Origin of the sequence: Luteibacter pinisoli, assembly GCF_006385595.1 — a bacterium.
Lineage (GTDB): Bacteria > Pseudomonadota > Gammaproteobacteria > Xanthomonadales > Rhodanobacteraceae > Luteibacter > Luteibacter pinisoli.
The window spans coordinates 1,472,737-1,492,094 of sequence record NZ_CP041046.1 but is presented as its reverse complement, the minus strand read 5'-3'; the positions used below and the strand labels follow the sequence as shown (position 1 = coordinate 1,492,094).

The 19,358-nt window shown below is 61.8% G+C and carries 21 protein-coding genes and 1 pseudogene; 19 read left to right on the top strand and 3 right to left on the bottom strand.

Features of this window, described 5'->3' with window-relative positions:
- Nucleotides 1-21: 21 nt before the first annotated feature.
- The 3 genes from FIV34_RS06835 to FIV34_RS06825 all read right to left on the bottom strand — a co-directional run bounded on the left by FIV34_RS06835 (nucleotide 22) and on the right by FIV34_RS06825 (nucleotide 2,142).
- Complete coding sequence (locus FIV34_RS06835) at nucleotides 22-510, bottom strand: regulatory protein RecX (protein WP_246058771.1); 489 nt, start codon at nucleotides 508-510, stop codon at nucleotides 22-24.
- Nucleotides 491-1,534, bottom strand: a complete 1,044-nt coding sequence (recA, locus tag FIV34_RS06830) for a recombinase RecA (protein WP_139980938.1) — start codon at nucleotides 1,532-1,534, stop codon at nucleotides 491-493. Before recA ends, FIV34_RS06835 begins: the two co-directional genes overlap by 20 nt.
- Nucleotides 1,535-1,632: 98 nt before the next feature.
- Complete coding sequence (locus tag FIV34_RS06825) at nucleotides 1,633-2,142, bottom strand: CinA family protein (RefSeq protein ID WP_139980936.1); 510 nt, start codon at nucleotides 2,140-2,142, stop codon at nucleotides 1,633-1,635.
- A 1,038-nt stretch (nucleotides 2,143-3,180) separates the two neighbouring features.
- On the opposite strand from FIV34_RS06825, the gene FIV34_RS06820 reads away from it, so the two are divergent.
- The 19 genes and pseudogenes from FIV34_RS06820 (at nucleotide 3,181) to FIV34_RS21335 (ending at nucleotide 19,245) form a co-directional block, all read left to right on the top strand.
- Nucleotides 3,181-3,624: a hypothetical protein gene (locus FIV34_RS06820; RefSeq protein ID WP_139980934.1), complete on the top strand. Its 444-nt coding sequence runs from the start codon at nucleotides 3,181-3,183 to the stop codon at nucleotides 3,622-3,624.
- Between the two features lie 20 nt (nucleotides 3,625-3,644).
- Nucleotides 3,645-4,649 (top strand): VirB8 family type IV secretion system protein, encoded by a 1,005-nt coding sequence (locus tag FIV34_RS06815; RefSeq protein WP_139980932.1) that lies wholly within the window; start codon nucleotides 3,645-3,647, stop codon nucleotides 4,647-4,649.
- Nucleotides 4,649-5,461 (top strand): TrbG/VirB9 family P-type conjugative transfer protein, encoded by an 813-nt coding sequence (locus FIV34_RS06810; RefSeq protein WP_246058770.1) that lies wholly within the window; start codon nucleotides 4,649-4,651, stop codon nucleotides 5,459-5,461. The genes FIV34_RS06815 and FIV34_RS06810 overlap by 1 nt, the downstream gene beginning before the upstream one ends.
- Entirely contained in the window at nucleotides 5,458-6,741 is a 1,284-nt protein-coding gene (locus FIV34_RS06805; protein WP_139980930.1) for a TrbI/VirB10 family protein, read from the top strand. The genes FIV34_RS06810 and FIV34_RS06805 overlap by 4 nt, the downstream gene beginning before the upstream one ends.
- Before the next feature lie 8 nt (nucleotides 6,742-6,749).
- Nucleotides 6,750-7,787: a P-type DNA transfer ATPase VirB11 gene (virB11, locus tag FIV34_RS06800; RefSeq protein WP_139980928.1), complete on the top strand. Its 1,038-nt coding sequence runs from the start codon at nucleotides 6,750-6,752 to the stop codon at nucleotides 7,785-7,787.
- Between the two features lie 56 nt (nucleotides 7,788-7,843).
- A pseudogene (locus FIV34_RS21500) lies at nucleotides 7,844-8,317 on the top strand (lytic transglycosylase domain-containing protein); the annotation flags it as partial.
- A gap of 611 nt (nucleotides 8,318-8,928) precedes the next feature.
- Entirely contained in the window at nucleotides 8,929-9,348 is a 420-nt protein-coding gene (locus FIV34_RS06790; protein WP_139980924.1) for a TrbC/VirB2 family protein, read from the top strand.
- Complete coding sequence (locus FIV34_RS06785; RefSeq protein WP_139980922.1) at nucleotides 9,341-9,655, top strand: VirB3 family type IV secretion system protein; 315 nt, start codon at nucleotides 9,341-9,343, stop codon at nucleotides 9,653-9,655. Before FIV34_RS06790 ends, FIV34_RS06785 begins: the two co-directional genes overlap by 8 nt.
- A gap of 56 nt (nucleotides 9,656-9,711) precedes the next feature.
- On the top strand, nucleotides 9,712-12,174 hold the full coding sequence (locus FIV34_RS06780) for a VirB4 family type IV secretion/conjugal transfer ATPase (RefSeq protein WP_139980920.1): 2,463 nt from the start codon (nucleotides 9,712-9,714) through the stop codon (nucleotides 12,172-12,174).
- 30 nt (nucleotides 12,175-12,204) lie between these two features.
- On the top strand, nucleotides 12,205-12,999 hold the full coding sequence (locus FIV34_RS06775) for a hypothetical protein (RefSeq protein WP_139980918.1): 795 nt from the start codon (nucleotides 12,205-12,207) through the stop codon (nucleotides 12,997-12,999).
- An 80-nt stretch (nucleotides 13,000-13,079) separates the two neighbouring features.
- The gene (locus tag FIV34_RS06770; RefSeq protein WP_139980916.1) at nucleotides 13,080-14,168 is read left to right on the top strand and encodes a TrbL/VirB6 family protein; all 1,089 of its coding nucleotides are present in this window, start codon (nucleotides 13,080-13,082) and stop codon (nucleotides 14,166-14,168) included.
- A complete protein-coding gene (locus tag FIV34_RS21495) occupies nucleotides 14,059-14,652 on the top strand; it encodes a DUF4189 domain-containing protein (protein ID WP_139980914.1) in 594 nt (197 codons plus the stop codon). The genes FIV34_RS06770 and FIV34_RS21495 overlap by 110 nt, the downstream gene beginning before the upstream one ends.
- A gap of 97 nt (nucleotides 14,653-14,749) precedes the next feature.
- The gene (locus FIV34_RS06760) at nucleotides 14,750-15,193 is read left to right on the top strand and encodes a hypothetical protein (RefSeq protein WP_139980912.1); all 444 of its coding nucleotides are present in this window, start codon (nucleotides 14,750-14,752) and stop codon (nucleotides 15,191-15,193) included.
- Nucleotides 15,190-15,681: a DUF4189 domain-containing protein gene (locus FIV34_RS06755; protein ID WP_139980911.1), complete on the top strand. Its 492-nt coding sequence runs from the start codon at nucleotides 15,190-15,192 to the stop codon at nucleotides 15,679-15,681. Before FIV34_RS06760 ends, FIV34_RS06755 begins: the two co-directional genes overlap by 4 nt.
- Nucleotides 15,682-15,780: 99 nt before the next feature.
- Complete coding sequence (locus tag FIV34_RS21490; RefSeq protein WP_139980909.1) at nucleotides 15,781-16,266, top strand: DUF4189 domain-containing protein; 486 nt, start codon at nucleotides 15,781-15,783, stop codon at nucleotides 16,264-16,266.
- 31 nt (nucleotides 16,267-16,297) lie between these two features.
- Nucleotides 16,298-16,789: a DUF4189 domain-containing protein gene (locus tag FIV34_RS21485; protein ID WP_139980907.1), complete on the top strand. Its 492-nt coding sequence runs from the start codon at nucleotides 16,298-16,300 to the stop codon at nucleotides 16,787-16,789.
- Nucleotides 16,790-16,878: 89 nt separating this feature from the next.
- On the top strand, nucleotides 16,879-17,373 hold the full coding sequence (locus tag FIV34_RS21480) for a DUF4189 domain-containing protein (RefSeq protein ID WP_139980905.1): 495 nt from the start codon (nucleotides 16,879-16,881) through the stop codon (nucleotides 17,371-17,373).
- A gap of 135 nt (nucleotides 17,374-17,508) precedes the next feature.
- On the top strand, nucleotides 17,509-18,081 hold the full coding sequence (locus tag FIV34_RS06735; RefSeq protein ID WP_139980903.1) for a hypothetical protein: 573 nt from the start codon (nucleotides 17,509-17,511) through the stop codon (nucleotides 18,079-18,081).
- 27 nt (nucleotides 18,082-18,108) lie between these two features.
- Nucleotides 18,109-19,245 carry an XVIPCD domain-containing protein gene (locus tag FIV34_RS21335; protein WP_139980901.1) on the top strand — a complete coding sequence of 379 codons (1,137 nt, stop codon included), beginning with the start codon at nucleotides 18,109-18,111 and terminating at the stop codon, nucleotides 19,243-19,245.
- Nucleotides 19,246-19,358 lie beyond the last annotated feature (113 nt).

Here is a 19,358-nt window from a genome sequence, read left to right as displayed (position 1 = left end):
CGGAATCAAGGCTCACTGCCTTCAGTCGTCGTCGGGGTCTTCCGCATCGGCGTGGGTAAGAACACGTACTGTGGCGGCGGCGAAGCCTCGACGCAAGAGGAATTGCGCCCGCCGAGTCCGCTCAGCGGCGTCAGCGGAGGGCGATCCGTAGCGTCGGCGGAGCTGGTTCGCGGCCAGTTCGTGCCAGTCGACGTCCGCGGAATCAAGCAGTTCGCGGACCGTGGCGTCCGGGATGCCCTGGCTGCGCAGCTCGGCCCGGATCCGGGCCGGCCCGTAGCCCTGCCCTACCCGGCTACGCAGCAGGGCCTCGGCAAAACGGCCATCGTCCTGGTAGCCCTGGTCGCCCAGGCGCTCCACGGCGGTGGCCGTATCGTCACGCGAAAACCCACCGCGCCCCAGCTTCTGCTGGAGTTCGCGGCGGGAGTGTTCGCGCCGGGCCAGGAGGCCCAGCGCCTTGTCGTACGCGGTGCGGGTCGGGCCCGCACCGTTATCAGGCTTCTTCGACCTCATCCTGCTCAGCATTGGCCGCGGAAGCGCTCGGCCCAGCCTTCACCAGCAGGCGGGCACGCAGTTCCGTGTCCACTTCGTTGGCGATGGCCGGGTTGTCGCGCAGGAACTGGCGGACGTTTTCCTTGCCCTGGCCGATGCGGTCACCCTTGTAGCTGTACCAGGCGCCCGACTTGTCGATGAGGTTTTCGCGCACGCCCAGCTCGATGATCTCGCCTTCGCGCGAGGTGCCTTCGCCATAGAGGATCTCGAACTCGGCCTGGCGGAACGGCGGCGCCACCTTGTTCTTCACGACCTTGACGCGGGTTTCCGAGCCGATCACTTCATCGCCCTTCTTCACCGCGCCGATGCGGCGGATGTCGAGGCGGACCGAGGCGTAGAACTTCAGCGCGTTACCACCCGTGGTGGTTTCCGGGCTGCCGAACATCACGCCGATCTTCATGCGGATCTGGTTGATGAAGATGACCAGGCAGTTCGTCTTCTTAATGTTGGCCGTGAGCTTGCGCAGGGCCTGGCTCATCAGGCGGGCGTGCAGGCCGACGTGGGAGTCACCCATCTCGCCTTCGATTTCCGCCTTCGGGGTCAGCGCGGCGACCGAGTCGACCACCACCATGTCCACGGCGCCGGAGCGCACCAGCATGTCGGCGATTTCGAGGGCCTGCTCGCCGGTATCCGGCTGGCTGACCAGCAGGTCGGCCACGTTCACGCCCAGCTTCTCGGCGTAGCCCGGGTCCAGCGCGTGCTCGGCGTCCACGAAGGCCGCCGTGCCGCCAGCGCGCTGGCAGGATGCGATGGCCTGCAGGGTGAGCGTGGTCTTGCCCGACGATTCCGGACCGTAGATTTCCACGACACGGCCGCGCGGCAGGCCGCCGATGCCGAGGGCGATGTCCAGGCCCAGCGAACCGGTGGAGACGGTGTCGATCTGGTCGTCCACGCGGTCGCCAAGACGCATGACCGCACCCTTGCCAAACTGCTTTTCGATCTGGCCGAGGGCACTCGCCAGCGCCTTGCGCTTATTGTCGTCCATCGTGATATCCGGTTCGCTTGTGTTAGGTAGGTATCTTGCCGGACCGGGGTCTCAGGGACTGCGATCCGTCAGCGCGCATTTTGGCACAGCTGGACGGATCACCCGTTCAGCTCGGTGACTATTCCAGCAAGTGCGGCGGCGACGGTCTGTCGGCGCACCGCCTCGCGATCACCACCGAAGTGGAACACTTTGGCGTGGGCGTAGCCCCCGCGGCGCTTCCAGCCGATCCATACGGTGCCCACCGGCTTGTCCTGGGTGCCGCCGGAGGGACCGGCAATCCCGGTGACCGCCACGGCCACGCCCGCGCCGTAGCGGGCCAGGGCGCCGGACACCATCTCCAGCACCGTCTCCTCGCTGACCGCGCCGGTCCGCTCAAGCGTCCGCGGGTTCACCCCGAGCAGGCTTTCCTTGGCGCTATAGCTATAGGTGACCACGCCAGCCTCGAACCAGGCCGAGCTCCCGGCCAGGTCGGTCAGCGCCTTGGAGATCCAGCCACCGGTGCACGACTCGGCCGTCGCGACCATCACGCGCTTATCCAGGGCGGCGGCCGCCACCTGCTGCGCCAGGTCGCCCAGCGCGGCGTCATTAAAGGAGGAGTGGGAGTCCATCAGGGGTTCCTGCGGGGAAAGACGACGGTTCTACCCTGCCCGCCCGGGTCTGTCGATGCGGTGTAGGGGATTCCCTACACGACGACGCGGGGTTCGCCGGCTTGCGCAACCTTTTTGAGCGTAACAAACTTTCCGATCGCACGTTTCGCTCGCCTAATGGCCCGGGGTCGCCAGCCCGCCATGGTCGAAGCGCGGGCAACCCTCGACGGACCAAAAGACACCCACATGGACGGGATCGTCGTACGCGGCATGAACGAACAGGTGCCTCCTTACGCACCTCACAAGAAACAACGCCGCACCTGCAACGCATGACGATGCACGGCGACCTCGCGCGCCGCTGCGCGATGTCATACAGCTCGACGTAACCGCTTCCATGCACCATCACATCAGTCACACGTATGTTCGATCACCACGCTTCATCGGCAGCGATTACTACTGTCAACTTCCCGTCTTACCTTTTGTGGTCTAATTAACGTACGCGGACGCATGGTTACGAGTGCAACCATGTTTTCAGTGTTTTTTCCGTGAATGCGGTCACTTTATTGCGTATCGAATGTGCTCGCCATTTGCACGTTCATGAGTTATTTTTTTGACGCGAGTTGCGGCTCGCAACGATGAGGGGGAACGCCTGCAAACCAGGGACGACGAGTCGATGTCGCTGACATTCGTGCTCGACGGGTTGTGCAGGAGCCACTTCGCTACATCGATTGGCAGGGCGGCAGTCTCGCCCGGAACAGGAAGTTTGAATGGATAGCTTGCACGAAGTGCGGGGCGCTGATGCCCTGCACATGTACGGACAACATGGGGCAAGGCTCGACGTTTCGCCGCCCTCACCGGAGCCTCGCTGGTCGACGCATGCACGTTTTCGTGCGGCTCTCGGCGTTCCGTTGCCGATTACGTACTAACTGATTCTGGCAGGCCCTGCGCCTGACGCGGGACGGATAGTCGTGTCCGTCTTTTGACTGTTGTTAATGCTTTTCAACAAGTTACGAGCGAAACGTGAAAAAAGGCCAGACCTCCCTTGCTTTGATTGGCACCATGTTGGTGATTTCGTTAACCCTTACGGGTTGCGGGACAACGCCTGCCCGCGATTTCGGCGGTTCGTGGAAGCCGATCAACCACTTCGAAGACAAGACGACCGAGATCCCGCTTGCGGTGCCGTACACGTACTACGCGGCGCCGATGGACGGTACGTTGAAGACGATGCTGACGCGGTGGACGACCGACAACGGCATGAAGCTGCAGTACAAGCTGCGCTCGGATTTCACGCTGACGAAATCGGCTTCGGCGATCCATACCTCGGAGCTGCGTGATGCGGCGTCGCAGTTGAGTTCGATCTACGCGCCGCAGGGCGTCGCGGTGATCGTCAACGGCCCCGACCTTGTCGTCGACGAGATCAGCACCCTGGCGCCGCCACCCGTTGCTGCACCGTCAGCGCCGGCTCCCCAGAACCCCGTCGCCGCTAACGCGGATACGAAGTAAGTAAGTGACGAGGCAGGGGCATGCTTAAGAAAAAGAACTCTCCGAAGATCGATAACGTTGTGTCGAGCAGCGTTAACTTCGAAGTCACCATCGCCGACGAAGCCAGGCGCAGTGCAAAGCGCGCGTGGATGGTCGCGTCGTGTTCGCTGGTGGTTTCGTTGTGCCTTATCGGCGGCTACTTCTACATCCTTCCGCTGAAGGAGAAGGTGCCGTACATCGTGCTCGCAGACCCGTACTCGGGTACCAGCCAGCTGGCCCGCCTGTCGGACGACCTGCTCAACCGCCAGGTCACGAGCAGCGAGGCGGTCAACCGCAGCAACATCGCGCACTTCATCCTCGCACGCGAATCGTACGACCTCGCGCTGACGAACCTGCGCGACTGGCCCACCGTGATGACGATGGCGGCCAAGAACGTTGCCACGCCGTATCGAGCCCTGCATTCCCCGGGCAATCCGAATAGTCCTTACAAGCTCTACGGGACCAACAAGGCGATCCGCGTCAAGATCCTCAGCATCGTGCTGGTGGGTGGCGGCGTTAACGCGACACCGAAGGGCGCCACGGTGCGCTTCCAGCGCACGGTGTACGACAAGTCCACCGGTGGCTCGGTGCCGCTCGATAGCAAGATCGCCACCATGGAGTTCGTCTATAAGTCGAACCTGCTGATGGACGACCAGAGCCGCGTTGAGAACCCGCTCGGCTTCCAGGTGACCACGTATAGGGTGGACAACGACTACGGCACAAGCGTGCCTGCGGAGGTCCCGCAGCAAGGGGCCGCTGCCGCGCCCCAGCCTGCCGCCCCCGCGCCTGGCGAGCCCGGCGTCGACCCCGATGACATGCCCGCAACGGGTGCCCCGGCGCCCGCTCCGGAAGTCCTGCAGAACGGCGCCATCCCTCCGGCGCCCATGCCTGCCGGCGCTGCCTACCCCGGTGCCGTTCCCCTGGCCCAGCCTGTTGCCCAACCGGCGGCGCCCGCGCCTGTCGCCCGTCCCACTGCCCCAAGCGCCGCCAATGGAGGGCGCCGTTGATGAACCGATCCAGCCTTATGCGCCTCAAGCGCGTCGCCGGGGCCATCGCTGTGTGCGTGGCACCGTTCGCCGCCGCCGAAACCGCGCCGCCTCTTCCGCCGCCGCCCGTCGTCGGGCAGCCCGCTGCCGTCACGACCTATGAGTACGCTCCCGATCGCGTCTTCCAGATCCGCACTGGCCTGGGCATCGCGACGCAGATCGAACTCAGCCCCAACGAGAAGATCCTCGACTACAGCACGGGTTTCAGCAGCGGCTGGGACCTGACGCGCCGCGAGAACGTCTTCTACGTGAAGCCGAAGAACGTCGACGTCGATACGAACATGATGATTCGTACCGCGACGCACTCGTACATCTTCGAACTCAAGGTCGTCGCCACGGACTGGAAGACGCTCGACCAGGCCCGCCGTGCCGGCGTGCAGTACAAGGTGGTCTTCACCTACCCCGCCGATACGAGCTTCATGGCGGAGACGAAGAAGGTGGCGGACGCGCCGATGCTCGATACCGAGCTGGTCAAGGGCCGCGACTACAACTTCGACTACGACTTTTCGAAGACGCGGAAGACAGCCGTGTGGCTCGTGCCCGTCAACGTCTACGACGATGGCCGCTTCACGTACATCAAGATGCCTGACCTGAAGCAGTTTCCTACCGGCAACTTCCCGACGGTCTACATGCGCGAAAAGGAACACGGAGAGGACTCGGTGGTGAACACCACCGTGGAGGGCAGCACCATCGTCGTCCACGGCACGTATCCGTATCTGGTTATTCGCCACGGTGACAACGCCGTCGGTCTGCGAAGGAACACGAAGAAGTGAGCCCGAACAATCCTTACCACCCGGAAGACGATTCGAACGACGGCCACGTGCCGCCGGCGGATCAGCGTGCCGAGCAGCATGACCCGCTCGCCGGTAATCCGTACGCATCGCAGACCCGGCAGTCCGCCGCACCCGACCTGGACAGCAATGCCCCGCACCTGACCTCCAACGACATGCAGCGGATGAACCGTCGCGCGTTGGGCCTCCTTGGTGCCATCGCGTTGCTGCTGATCGTCATTGGTGTGTGGGCGTTCGGCGGCATGGGTTCTACCAAGGAAAAGCCGAAGCCGCGCGACGAAACCGTCACCGTGCCGGACGCACCGATGGCGCCGCCGCCGATGCCGACGCCAACCCCGGTGCCTGCCACGCCGCCGGCCCAGGCCATCCAGCTTGCACCTGCCCCGCTCCCGCCGGAGCCGAAGCAGCAGATGCCCGAGGCGCCGCGCGGCCCGACGCTCCTTGAGCGTCGTATCGCCGCTGCCGGCCAGGGCACCACGGGCGTGGGCAACAGCGACGGCGCCGGTGGCGCCGGTGGCCCGCCTGGCTTTGGCGCCCCCGGTTCGCCGATGGCCGGCTACATGCTGCCCAATAGCGACGCGGCGGCGCCGACCGCACCGCGCATGAGCAGCAATGGCAACCTCGCCTACACGGCGAAGGGCCTGGATGGCGCCTCGAGCGCATCGCCGCTCTCCCATCCGGACACCCTGATGCTGCGCGGCACGTTCATCCGCTGCGTACTCGAAACCCGGATCATCACCGACATCCCCGGCTTCACCTCGTGTGTCGTGACGGAACCGGTGTACTCGTTCAGCGGCAAGCGCCTGCTGCTGCCGAAGGGTTCGAAGGTGCTGGGCAAGTACGAGATGGAGCCCGATGGCCCGCGTGTCGCGGTCATCTGGGACCGCATCGTCACGCCCACCGGTATCGACGTGAACATGGCCAGCCCGGGTATCGACACACTGGGCGGTGCCGGCCATCCGGGCCAGTACAACGCTCACTGGGGCAGCCGTATCGGCTCGGCCCTCCTCATCAGCCTGCTCAGCGACGCCTTCAAGTACGAGGCCGCCGAACACGGCCCGAGCCAGACGACGATCAGCAACGGCGTGGTGACGCAGACCCCGTTTGAGAGCAACACCGCGGCGACGATCCAGATGCTGGCGAACCAGGCGGTGCAGCGCGCTGCCAACCGCCCTGCCACGGTCACGATCAACCAGGGCACGGTCCTTGCCATCTACGTGGCCAAGGATGTGGATTTCAACGGCGTCGTGGCGCGGTACTGAGGAAGGGAATGGAAAGCGCACTGGCCGCCGTCGGCAACGACTTCCTCGAGTACCAGTACGAAGTACTGGGCGTGAAGGATTTCCTTGCCGAGCCGGACGTCACGGAAATCTGCATCAACCGCCCTGGCGAGCTGTACCTCGAACGCCGGGGTGGCTGGCAGCGCGTGGAAGTGCCGTCGCTCACGTTTGAGCGGGCGCGGCAGTTCTGCACGGCCGTGGTGAACGAGAGCAACACCGGCCAGCGCATCACCGATGTGGATCCGGTCGTGTCACTCACCTTTCCCACCGGTCAGCGCGCGCAGTTCGTCGTGCCGCCGGCGTGTGAGGCGGGCCGGGTGTCGATCACCATCCGCCTGCCCTCGAAGCAGACGCGAACCCTTGCCCAGTACAGCGACGACGGCTTCTTCAATGAAATCCTGGAAGGTGCCAACACCATCAGCCAGGCCGACCAGGAACTGCTGGAGCTGCGCGCGGAACGCCGTTACGCGGATTTCTTCCGCCACGCGGTGCTCAACAAGAAGAACATCGTCGTAGCCGGCGCCACCGGCAGCGGCAAGACCACGTTCATGAAATCGCTGGTGAATCACATCCCGGCGGATGAGCGCCTCGTCACGATCGAGGACGCGCGGGAGCTGTTCATCGACCAGCCCAATGTCGTCCACCTGCTCTATTCCAAGGGTGGCCAGAGCGCCGCCAATGTCACCGCCAAGAGCTGCATGGAAGCCTGCCTGCGCATGAAGCCGGACAGGATCATCCTCGCCGAGCTTCGCGGTGATGAATCGTTCTATTTCATCCGTAATTGCGCGTCCGGCCACCCGGGATCGATCACAAGCTGCCATGCGGGCAGCGTGGAACAGACCTGGGACCAGCTCGCGCTGATGGTCAAGGCATCGACCGAGGGCGCGGGGCTGGAGTTCAACACGATCAAACGGCTCCTGATGCTCACCATCGACATCGTGGTGCACATCAAGGCGCATGCAGGCCGGCGGTATATCACCGGCATCGACTTCAACCCGGCTCGCGCGTTGAGCGCGGACGGGGGGTAACACTCAAAAACATCGGTCATGAGACAGGAGTTGTAAAGGTGCTACCAGGACTTGAAATGATGGGCTGCCAAAACCTTGCCGTACCGGCTGAGGTGATGCAGCACGTCGTCAACGTGGAGTCGAGCCGCAACCCGTACGCCATCGGCGTCGTGGGTGGCCAGCTCGTGCGCCAGCCTCAGAATCTCCCTGAGGCGGTAGCGACCGTGCGCATGCTCGAAGACAAGGGCTACAACTACTCGCTCGGCGTCGCGCAGGTAAACCGGTCGAACCTGGGCAAGTACGGGCTGGACACGCCCGAGAAGGCATTCGCACTGTGCCCCAACCTCTCGGCGGGCTCCAGGATCCTGGCCCAGTGCTATGCCAGCGCCAGCAAGGATTGGGGCAAAGCCTTCAGTTGCTACTACTCCGGCAACTTCACGACCGGATACCAGCACGGTTACGTGCAGCGCGTCTTCGCGTCCATGGCCAAGAGCGGCATGATCGCCAGCGCGCGCGCCATTCCGGTGGTGGCCAGCCAGCCACTCAAAGTGCTTGGGCCGGATGGCAAGGTCAAAACCGTTTCGCCGGGGAATGACGCTTACCGGGTCGCGATGCGCAGCGTGGCGGATTCCACGCTTGCTGCCGCGATCGGCCCGGCCGTGGCCCAGGTGGCCAACCAGCCCACCGACCCGGCCGCTGTTTACGGGGCCAACCAGGGCATCCCGGGCGCCATGCCGGTCACCAATCCCGCCCTGGTCAACACGCCGCAGCCACTCCCGGGCCCTATTCCGACCGATCCGGGGACTGCCGCGTTGATGCAGCAGATGGGCGCGCAGCTGCCGCAGGGCAACGTGCCGACCGCAGGGCGCATCCGAACCGATCCGGGCACGGCCGCCGTCATGTCGCAGATCGGCGTCTCCGCTGCATCCCCCGCTGGCAACCAGGCCGCTCCTGGTGCCAACGAGGTGTTCGTACCGCAGGTTACCGGCCCTAACGATCCGCCGCCGCAGGCCCAGCCCGCGGCACCCGCACAACCGCAGAGAGACAACGCCGATCTGCGCAATGGCACCAAGGACGACGCGTTCGTTTTTTAGGAGCTACTCCACCGCTGGCTGCGCGGCTTGCAGCCAACCCCTAGCAACCGTAACAAAGGAACTGAAAGATGCCCCTGACCAACCTCAGCACCACCATCGCAAAGTCCAAGCATCCGTTGCTGAACACGATGCTTCTCTTTGCCGTGGTAGCCCTCTGCTTCATCCCCGAGCTTGCATTCGCCCAGGACGATACCCGGGGCAAGGTCTGTGGGTTCTTCGGCAGCATCAAGACCATCCTGAATGCGGCGTCGATCGTCGTGGTGACGGTGGCCGTGATCTTCTCCGGCTACCAGATCGCATTTGCCCATAAACGCATTTCGGACGTCACTCCGGCCCTGATCGGTGGCGTGCTGATCGGCGCCGCCGCCCAGATCGCGAAGACCGTGGTCGGCAACAGCGATGCCGGTACGACGGATTCCTGCCCGGAAGTCGGCATGGTGATGCACGCCGTCCAGGTCGCCCTGAGTTTCCTGCATATCCATGCATAAGAACGTACTGTTCCGCGGCTGCACGCGCCCGCCCATGTTCATGGGCGTGCCCTACGTCCCATTTTTCATGGGTGCGGGTTCGTGCCTGCTGATGGCCATGTACTTCAATTACTTCTTCCTGCTGCTCATCCCCGTGGTGATCTTCATCATGCGGATGATGGCCAAGCGAGACGAGATGATTTTCCGTCTCCTTGGCCTGCGCCTGCAGTTCAGGACGCGAATCAGGAATCTCCCCGATCACGATGGCATGTGGGTGTTCACGCCCAACAACTATCGTGACCGCGCGAAGGAAAAGCGCAAAAAGTAGGCCCCCGCCCTGCACACCCTGCCAGGGCCTTTTCGAGCACCCACGGTACCGCCGCCATGTTCACGCCAGACGCACCGATCGCCACGCACATCACCCTGTCGAGCCACGTTTCCCCGACGGTCGTAAAAACGACCGGCGGCGACTACCTGTTGGTATGGCGCATGGATGGCCTTCCGTTCGTTGGGCGGGAAGAGTGGGAAATCGAGCACCGCCACAATTCGTTCAATCGCATGCTTCAGACATTGCGTGCGCCGGACTACCCGAACCTGGCGTTCTGGGTGCACGACGTGCGCCGCCGGCGCCCCATCCGCGATGCCTCCAAGTTCGGCCAGAAGTTCAACCAGACCCTGTCCGATGCGTACTTTGCGTCGCTGACCAGCCAGAAGCTCATGCAGAACGAGCTTTACGTCACCATGATCTACCGTCCCATCGTGGAAGGTAAGCGCTGGGTGGAAAAGAGCGCCAACATCGAACGGCTCGAGCAGGAACAGGCCCAGGCCATTTCGACCATCCTCGAACTGGCCGGCAACGTCGAGGCGGTGCTCAAGGACTACGCGCCCTACCGCCTCGGCTTGTACGAGGCGTCGAACGGCATCGTGTTCTCCGAGATCCTTGAGCACTTCGCGTACGTCCTGAATCGTACCGACGAGCCGGTGCCGGCACTCAAGGCACCGATCTACGATTACCTGCCCGTGAGCCGGCAGCGCTTCTCGGCGAAGACGGGCGACTTCGTTCTGACCACGCCCAGCGGCCAGAACCACTTCGGCGCGATCCTCAACCTCAAGGAATACGTCGAGGGGACCTACCCCGGCATCCTCAATGGCCTGAAGTACCTCGACTTCGAGTACGTCATCACCCACTCGTTCTCGCCCATGGGCCGCCAGAATGCGCTCTCGGCGCTGGAGCGGACCAAGGGCATGATGATTTCGTCGGGCGACAAGGCTGTCAGCCAGATCATCGAGCTCGACCACGCCATGGACCAGCTGGCTTCGGGCAACTTCGTGCTTGGCGAGTATCACTTCACGATGGCCGTCTACGCCGCGAGCCAGGAGCAGCTGTCGCAGAACCTGGCAGCGACGCGTGCCGAACTGTCCAACGCGGGCTTCGTCACCGTCAAGGAAGACCTGGCCGTCACGGCAGCGTTCTACGCCCAGTTCCCCGGTAACTGGAAGTACCGCACGCGCCTGGCCAACGTCAGCTCGCTCAACTTCCTTGGCCTGGCGCCCCTGCACAACTTCGCCACCGGCAAGAAGGACAACAATCCCTGGGGCCCCTGCGTCACCACGCTGCAGACCACCAACGGCCAGCCATACTTCTTCAACTTCCATGCGACCCACCCCGCCGAGAACTCCTTCGGTGAAAAGGCCATCGCCAACACCATGGTCATCGGTAAGTCGGGCACGGGTAAAACCGCACTCATCAATTTCCTGTTGAGCCAGGTGCAGAAGATGGACCCGGCACCGACGATCTTCTTCTTCGACAAGGACCGCGGCGCCGAGATCTTCGTGCGCGCCTGTGGCGGCAATTATCTTGCCCTCGAGAACGGGAAACCGACCGGCTTCAACCCGTTCCACTGTGAGCGCACGGAAGAAAACATCCACTTCCTTGTCGACCTCATCAAGGTGCTGGCGGGCAAGAGCGTCTACAGCTCGCGCGAAGAGGAAGAGGTCTACCGCGCCGTCGAGAACATGCTCGATACGCCGATGCACCTGCGCAGCATGACGAACTTCCAGAAGAGCCTGCCCAACATGGGCGACGACGGCATCTTCATCCGCATGCGCAAGTGGACGGCAGGCAACTCGCTGGGCTGGGTGTTCGACAACCCCCACGACACGGTCGACCTTACCCGCGCCAACATCATCGGTTTCGACTACACGGATATCATCGACAACCCGGAAGTCCGCGCTCCGGTGATCAACTATCTTCTGCACAGGCTGGAAGCCCTCATCGACGGGCGCCGGCTCATCTACGTCATGGACGAGTTCTGGAAGATCCTCGACGGCAAGGGTGGCCTGAAAGAGTTCGCGAAGAACAAGCAGAAGACCATCCGTAAGCAGAACGGCATGGGCATCTTCGCCACCCAGAGCCCGGAAGACGCGCTGGCCAGCGATATCTCGGCCGCGCTGATCGAACAGACCGCCACCATGATCCTGCTGCCCAACCCGAATGCGAGCCGGGAAGATTACGTGGAAGGCCTGAAGCTCACCGAAGCCGAGTACCAGGTGGTTGTCAGCCTGGACGAGCGCTCGCGCTGCTTCCTGGTGAAGCAAGGTCACGCCTCGGCCGTGTGCCAGCTGAACCTGCGCGGCCTGGATGACGCCCTCGCCGTCATCTCGGCCTCCACCGACAACATCGAAATCATGCACGAAGTCCTCAATGCACGGGCCGAGTCCGAAGGCGTCTCGCCGGACGACCTTCGCCCCGAGCAGTGGCTGTCCCTGTTCTACGAGAACCGGAAGGGCAGCGGCAAGGGAAGGCCTTCGCCCCGCCCCACCCCGACGTCCAAGCGCGTTGCGTAACGCCTGCCGGCCCGCCATGGAATCCAAGACATGAAGACCAAAACCTCATCCGCCTCCCGCCGTTTCATCGCCAAGAGCCTGCTCGCCGCAGCGCTGACGATAAGCAGCGTCTCCCACATCGACGATGCGAAGGCATCGGGCTGGCCCGTGGTCGACATCGCGGCGATCATGAATGCACTGCAGAACTACTACGACCAGTACGGCCGATGGATCGAGACCACGCAGCACTACGCCGCGACGATCGACCAGTACGCAAAGACGGTTGCCTTCTGGGACACCCAGTTCAACAAGCTCCAGCAGCTCAACTTCTCGCTGTTCAAGCTGCAGCATACGTTCACCGAAGTCGACCCCGACTTCGGCGCTGACGTCGAGTGCCCGGGTCGTGTGGCATCAAGTGGCGTGGCAGGCGTCCTTGACAAGGCGCTTTCAGTGCTTGTCCCGGACATGAAAGGCGATGTGGTGCAACAGCAGCAGAATATCTGCGTGCTGATCGTCGAGGCGAAAAATCAGAAGTACAACGACACCGTCAAGTATCTCAACGCGATCCAGGCGAAGGGGCAGGAGCTGGCCGCCGCGCAGTCCCTGGCAACGCTCACAGGCGGAAAGATGGGCAACATGACGGGCTTCCTCGGCCAGATCAGTCAGTTTGGTCAGACGCTAAACCAGTCGAAGAACGAGTGGGAAACCAACATGAAGCAGATCGACATGCAGATCGACATGCTGCTTACCATGCAGGCAAACCTCTCGCGACGCGCACTGAAAGGCTCGCCCAGTGTCATCGGGACGATCGTGAATGCCGGCGCACTCAAGGCTGCCTTCGACTAATAACCTGGCGCACGGAAAGCCCGAGCTCTAAGCACTCATCGCCGTCCCCCTCCTAAGGGGATGGCACAGGACAAGGCAGCATGCCAAATATCACTGGTTACATTTACTTTCGGCTGGTCTACGACTACCTCAACAAGAAGATCAACGACTTTGGTGTTGATCTCATGGGGAGGATGATGACGTGGGCGGCTGGCATTGCCATGATCCTGGTCACGCTCTGGATCATGATCCAGGGATACCGCCTTCTGACCGGCCAGTCGAAGGAGCCGCTGATGGCGACCGTCCTGAACATGGGACGCATCGCAGTGATCGTCGGCGCGGCCACGACCATGTCGGTCGCGGGCAAGGGGCTGCATGACTACCTCACCATCGGCCTCGACAAGGAGGTTCATGGTCTGTTTACCGGTGACGACAACAAGACGACCGCCGACTCCATCGACGCCAACCTGGCGTGGACGCAGCTGGCCCTGAGCGCCATCGACCAGGTACAAATCGTTCCAAATGACGCAGAAATGCTGTCCAGCAAGGAACGGACCACCTGGATCGCCACGTTCGGCAGCGCCAGCCCGCCGATGGCCGCCGGTGCCATGCTCCTGCTCTATCAGTTCGCCATGGCCCTGTTCATCGGCCTTGGGCCCCTGTTCATCCTCTGCCTGATATTCGATCAGACAAAGGACCTCTTCAGGCGCTGGCTCATGTACGGCATCGGCACCATTTTCTCCATGGCTCTACTCAGCGTGGTGTGCAGCATCGTCCTGGAACTCTCCGTCAAGATTGCGGAAGCCACCTGGGGCGCGCGAATCGTCAACAAGATCCTCGGCACGGACACCGAAGGCCTAAGCAGCCTCGCGATGCAGCAAGGCGGCATGGGCTTGCTTCTGACCACGCTGATCGTGTCGGTCCCGCCGATGGCGGCCATGTTCTTCCAGGGCACGCTTGGTAGCTTCCTGACCTACTCGGCATTCTCGGGTGCAGGCGGCGCGTTTGGGCCTAATGGGCAGCCGGCTGGGTCTTGGTCGTCGCATTCGGTTGCTAGAGACCCTGCGTCCACGATCGGAAATGATGGCGGCAAACAGTCAGCTGGCGCTTTTGCAAATCGCCACAGTGGTAACGCGCCCCCGCCGCAACTCGACCAAGTTAAGTCCGCCCCTCCGCAGTACCGAGTGTGATTTTATGAAGAACCTTTTTCTCGCATTTCTGCTGCTTGCGTATTCGGCATTGTCTTTCGCCGAGGGTGGGTGCCCACCTGGGCAGTATCCGCAACAAGGGCAGGGATGGAAGAGCTGCATACCTATTCCAGGACAATCGGGAGCGGTAGATGCACCTCAAGCTCGGTGGAGTGATCGGTGGCTGGCTTTCGCTACGGACACAGGACAGGGGATCCTCGGCACCTCGATCAACATGTCTACAATGAATCTCGCTGAGTCAGCCGCCATGGACAGCTGCAAAGCAAAGGGCGGTACGGCATGTAAAATTGCGCTCTCAATGTCTAACGGTTGTGGGTCGCTTGCTGTGGGCACCAAGGTATTGGTCACAGGCCACGGAGCGACGAGAGACGAGGCGGAGAAGGCAGCAATTACTAAGTGCTCAGAGGACGACACAAATTGCGCCACACTTGAATCTCTTTGTAGCATGGCCGTAAGGGTCCAGTGATCATTGGCGATTGCCACCGCTCGCTCTACGTATGTGCGGCCGAGCCGGCAATCGCTTTGGACGATCGCTCAATTACGATATCGGCACGATCCTCTCCATGGCTCTGCTCAGCGTGCTTGGGAGCATCGTCCTCGAATTGCCCGTCATGATTGCGGAAGCCACTTGGGGCGCACGAGTCGTCAACGAGATCCTCCACATCGGCATGGGAAGCGTAAGCAGCCTCGCGATGCATCGAAGCGGCATGGGCTCGCTGCTGACCACACTGATCGTCTCGGTACCCGCGATGGTGGTCATGTTCTCCCAGGGCACGCTTGGTAGCTTCCTGACCTACTCGGCATTCTCGGGTGCGGGTGGTGAATTTGGCACGAATGGGCAGCCAGCTGGGACGTGGTCGTCGCATTCGCTGAACCACAAGAATGATAGTGACTATGATTCGGGAGCTCGCAATGGTGGCAACCCTGGTGCACTCGGCTACCACGCAATGGGACCGACCACCGTCGGGGCACAGCCGGATCAAGTAAAAAGGCCAGGCCTATCATGAAATTCCTAGTTCTATCGATCCTCATCACTTTCGGGTTCATTCGTCCAGCATTTGCCGAAGACGGATGCCCGTCGGGGCAATATCCGCAACAAGGAAATGGATGGCGGTCTTGCGTTCCCGCCGGCAATTCAACCCCGCAAGGTAGCGATAGCCAGTTCGTGCAGCCGTACCGGGAAGCACGATGGATAGCGTTAACAGCAGATACGACGGAAGGTGTATTGGGCCATTCAGCTGATAGCCGAACCGAGGATGAGGCTGTGCGAAGTGCTATCGCTGATTGCACCGCGCAAGGCGGTCGTTCCTGCAAGGTGGTGACAAGCGCAAAGAACGGCTGTATTGCAATCGCGGTAGGCGATACACGTTTCGAGGCAGACAGCGGCCGGACGGCCGATGAAGCCAGCACGAAAGTCATCGACGAATGCACGAAATACCCTAGTAAGAACTGCAAAATTCTATATTCCGGCTGCGTGAAACCGGTTCTTCGCTGATCAAGACGAGTGACAAATATGCCGCAGATACTGCATCCAACGTATCTGTCGAATTAGGCCAATCAAGTAAAATCGCTCACACAATACCGTTTCTAGCCGATGAAGAAACTTTTACTCTTTCTCATGCTCCTAAGTTGCTCATCTGCGTGTTGGGCCGAAGGCGGATGTCCGCCTGGCCAGTACCCACAGCAGGGGCAAGGCTGGAGGAGCTGCGTCCCGATCCCGGGCCAATCAGGTGGTCAGAAGAATGAAGCTTCCGTACGTTGGCCTGAACGTTGGCAGGCCATCGCGACCGACACGACTAAGGCGATCCTAGGGACATCGAAAGACTTGTCATCGATGAGTGATGCTGAAAATTCGGCGATGGCCGACTGCAAGTCAAAAGGCGGAACTGATTGCCGCATCGCGATCTCATACGCAAACGGGTGCATCGCCATGTCCGTCGGAACGACGGTCCTCTCCACGGGCTATGGAATCTCAAAATCCGAAGCGGAGAAGTCGGCCGCGGCCGTTTGTACGAGGAAAGGCGATTCAACATGCTCCGTTTACTATTCTGAGTGTAGTTACGCCCAAAGACTGCAGTGATAGATGACGACTGATATGTAATGCGGGATCGATGATGAAACGCCTTGCACTACTTGTGCTTTCGTTCCTCTTCGCGCATGTCGCACACGCAGAGGGAGGCTGCCCACCCGGCCAATATCCGCAGCAAGGGAATGGTTGGCAGTCGTGCGTGCCTATGCCGCAAGGACCACCCGAGACACAAGGTCATCAGTTCGTCACACCGTACTACGAGGCCCGATGGGCGTCGCTCGCCGTGGATTCGACGAATGGGGCCTTTGGTAGCTCTGGTGAGAGCAAGACAGAAGGAGAGGCGCAAAAGAGCGCCGAGGCCGAGTGCGCCTCGAAGGGTGGTCGAACCTGCCACGCCATTGCTACATCAAAAAACTCGTGCGTAACAATGGTCGCAAGTGACACCGCCATCTTCGGTGACGGCGGACCCACGCAGAAAGCGGCTGAAGAGAAGGCCATGAAGAATTGCACAGCGTCGAATTCGACCAATTGCTATGTGTACTTCTCGAAGTGCGTAGAACCCGTCATCCGGTAGCGTAGCGTTCTTAGTAGTAGTACTGACCACCAATCAATCCTGACGATTCATGATGCAAGAGGTGGCCAAAGCTTAGTTCGGAGAGAGTGATGTTTTCGCTGGCAAGGCTTCCTTTTTTCATTCTGCTGATTGTCAGCTGTAGCACGTACGCAGAGGGAGGCTGCCCACCCGGACAGGTCCCACAGCAAGGGAACGGTTGGATGGCTTGCGTTCCATCTGGCAGTGCTTCACCAAGTGGATCGTCAAGTGAATTTGTCGGCCCTTCGTACGAGGCCCGCTGGATAGCCCTCGCAACCGACAACGCGAAGGCGCTTCTGGGTAAGTCGAGCGAAAGTAGGACCGAAGATGCAGCGAAAGGGAGCGCCATGTCCGACTGCGTGACCCAAGGTGGAACCGCTTGCCATGTTGTCGTAACCGCAAAAAATGGCTGCGTCGCAATGGTTGTTGGCGATCATCGACTAGCGACTGAATCGGCTCCCACAAAGAAAGCAGCCGAGGACAAGGCTACCCAATCGTGTGTCAGCAACCCGGATACCAACTGTAGCCTCTACTATTCGGCTTGCGTCGCTCCCATCCTTCGATGAAGCAGGCATGCTTTCAGTGTTCACCTGTTGTCGCAAGAAGTGGTCATATCGATGCGTCCATTGACGCAACATGTGAAGAGCCAAATCAATGACATCCCAGCAACCCTATAAAAGACCACACCAGGCACGTCATCGATGAACCGTCTACATATCGCGCTCGCTGCCAGCTTCGCCGTCGCCTCGCTCTCGGGCGTTGCCCAGGCAGCGGCCACCCTCCCCGTCCACCACCGCGACTACGCCACCGCCCCCATCGACGGTGGCCACCAATGCAAAGTCGGCATCGCCACCGATGCCGATGGCATGCACGCCAAGGGCCTGGTCTACGTCACGGATGGCAAATCCATCACGTGGTCGACCACCCTGAAGCTGCCGGAATTCACCGAGCAGGCGCGCGCCACGCATTGCGTGCAGTCGGGCAAGTCGCTCTACGTACTGGTACAGGGTGATACCAACACCTCTCCTTCCCTTTCGCAGACCCTGATGAACGTCGCGCAGCTTGATGCCACAACGGGCAAGGTGCAGGCCATGGAGTACGTGGACCTGGCTGATGTGAAGGGTGCTTTCAGCGCGTCGGTGGAAACCGACGCCAGTCATTTCCGGGTCACCACCCCGGAAACCATCGAAGTCACGGGCAAGTATGTCCTTACCGACGCACCGGACGCGTCTCACGACTTCAAGGTCACGGTGAAGATACCGCTGGCCAAGTAAACCCACCGATCCACCAGGAGTTACATCATGGGTAGCAAAGAACAGTTCATAGCCGACCTTTACCCGGCGGCGCTCAAGGTAAGCAAGGAAACCGGCCTCTCCGTGGAGCTCACGCTCGCGCAGGCCGCCGGCGAAACCGGCTGGGGCGAGAAAATCCTCCCCGGCACGCACAACCTGTTCAACATCAAGGCCGACCCCAGCTGGCACGGGCCGACCAAGACCTTCCACGTCTGGGAAATCGAACACGGCAAGAAGGTCTGGAAGGACCAGGACTTTCGTGTGTACGGCTCCTATGAAGAAGCCATCGCCGACCGTGCGAAGTTTCTCAAGGAGAACCCGCGCTACGGCAAGGCCGGCCTGTTCGACCCGGGCACCCTCGGCAACCTCGAGAAGGAAGCCGATGCGCTGAAGAAAGCCGGCTACGCGACGGACCCCGACTACGCCACCAACATGCGCGCGATCTACGCCGGCCGCACCATGCGCCACGGCATCGAGCTCGCCACCGGCCACGTGCAGGAAGCCGGCCACACCGCGCCCCATGCCACCACGAGCACCTCGCTCAAGCAAGGCGCCCACGGCGATCGCGTGCACGACATGCAGGCTGAACTTATCGCCGCGGGGTATGCCAAACAGCTGGGCAGCACCGTCGCCGATGGCAAGTTCGGCCAGCACACCGAGGAGGCGGTAAAGGCGTTCCAGCGCGACCATCACCTGAAGGACGACGGCATCGTCGGCAAGAACACCCAGGAAGCGATGCACAAAGCCGCGTCCCTTGCCGATCCCGCGCACGCAGGACACCCCGTGTTCCGCGATGCTCTGGCCGGTGTGCAGAAGATCGACGCGGAGCACCACCGTCCGTCCGGCCCAGACAGCCACCAGCTTGCCGGCGCGGTGGCGGCCACGGCCATCTGCACGGGCATGCAGCGCATCGACAGCGTGATGCTCGACGACCAGGCCACGCGCCTATTTGCCATACAGGGTGAGCTCAACTCCCCCTTCAAGCAGGTGGCCAGCGTGGATGTGCTGCAAGGACTGCAGACGCCCCTGGCGCAGAGCACGCAGCAGGTGGACCAGTACCTGCAGCAGGCACCGCAGGCGCAGCACACGCAAGGTCAGCAGCAGCCGGACGCGCCGCAGCCGCAACCTGCCCAGCCCGGCATGTGAGGTGAGAGGCTGTGAAGTCCCGACACGGCTCACAGCCTCGATCCATCGCTTCATCTAACCTAGGTCCACCCTGCCAAGCGGAGCCCATCACCACCATGAATTCCGGAACACGC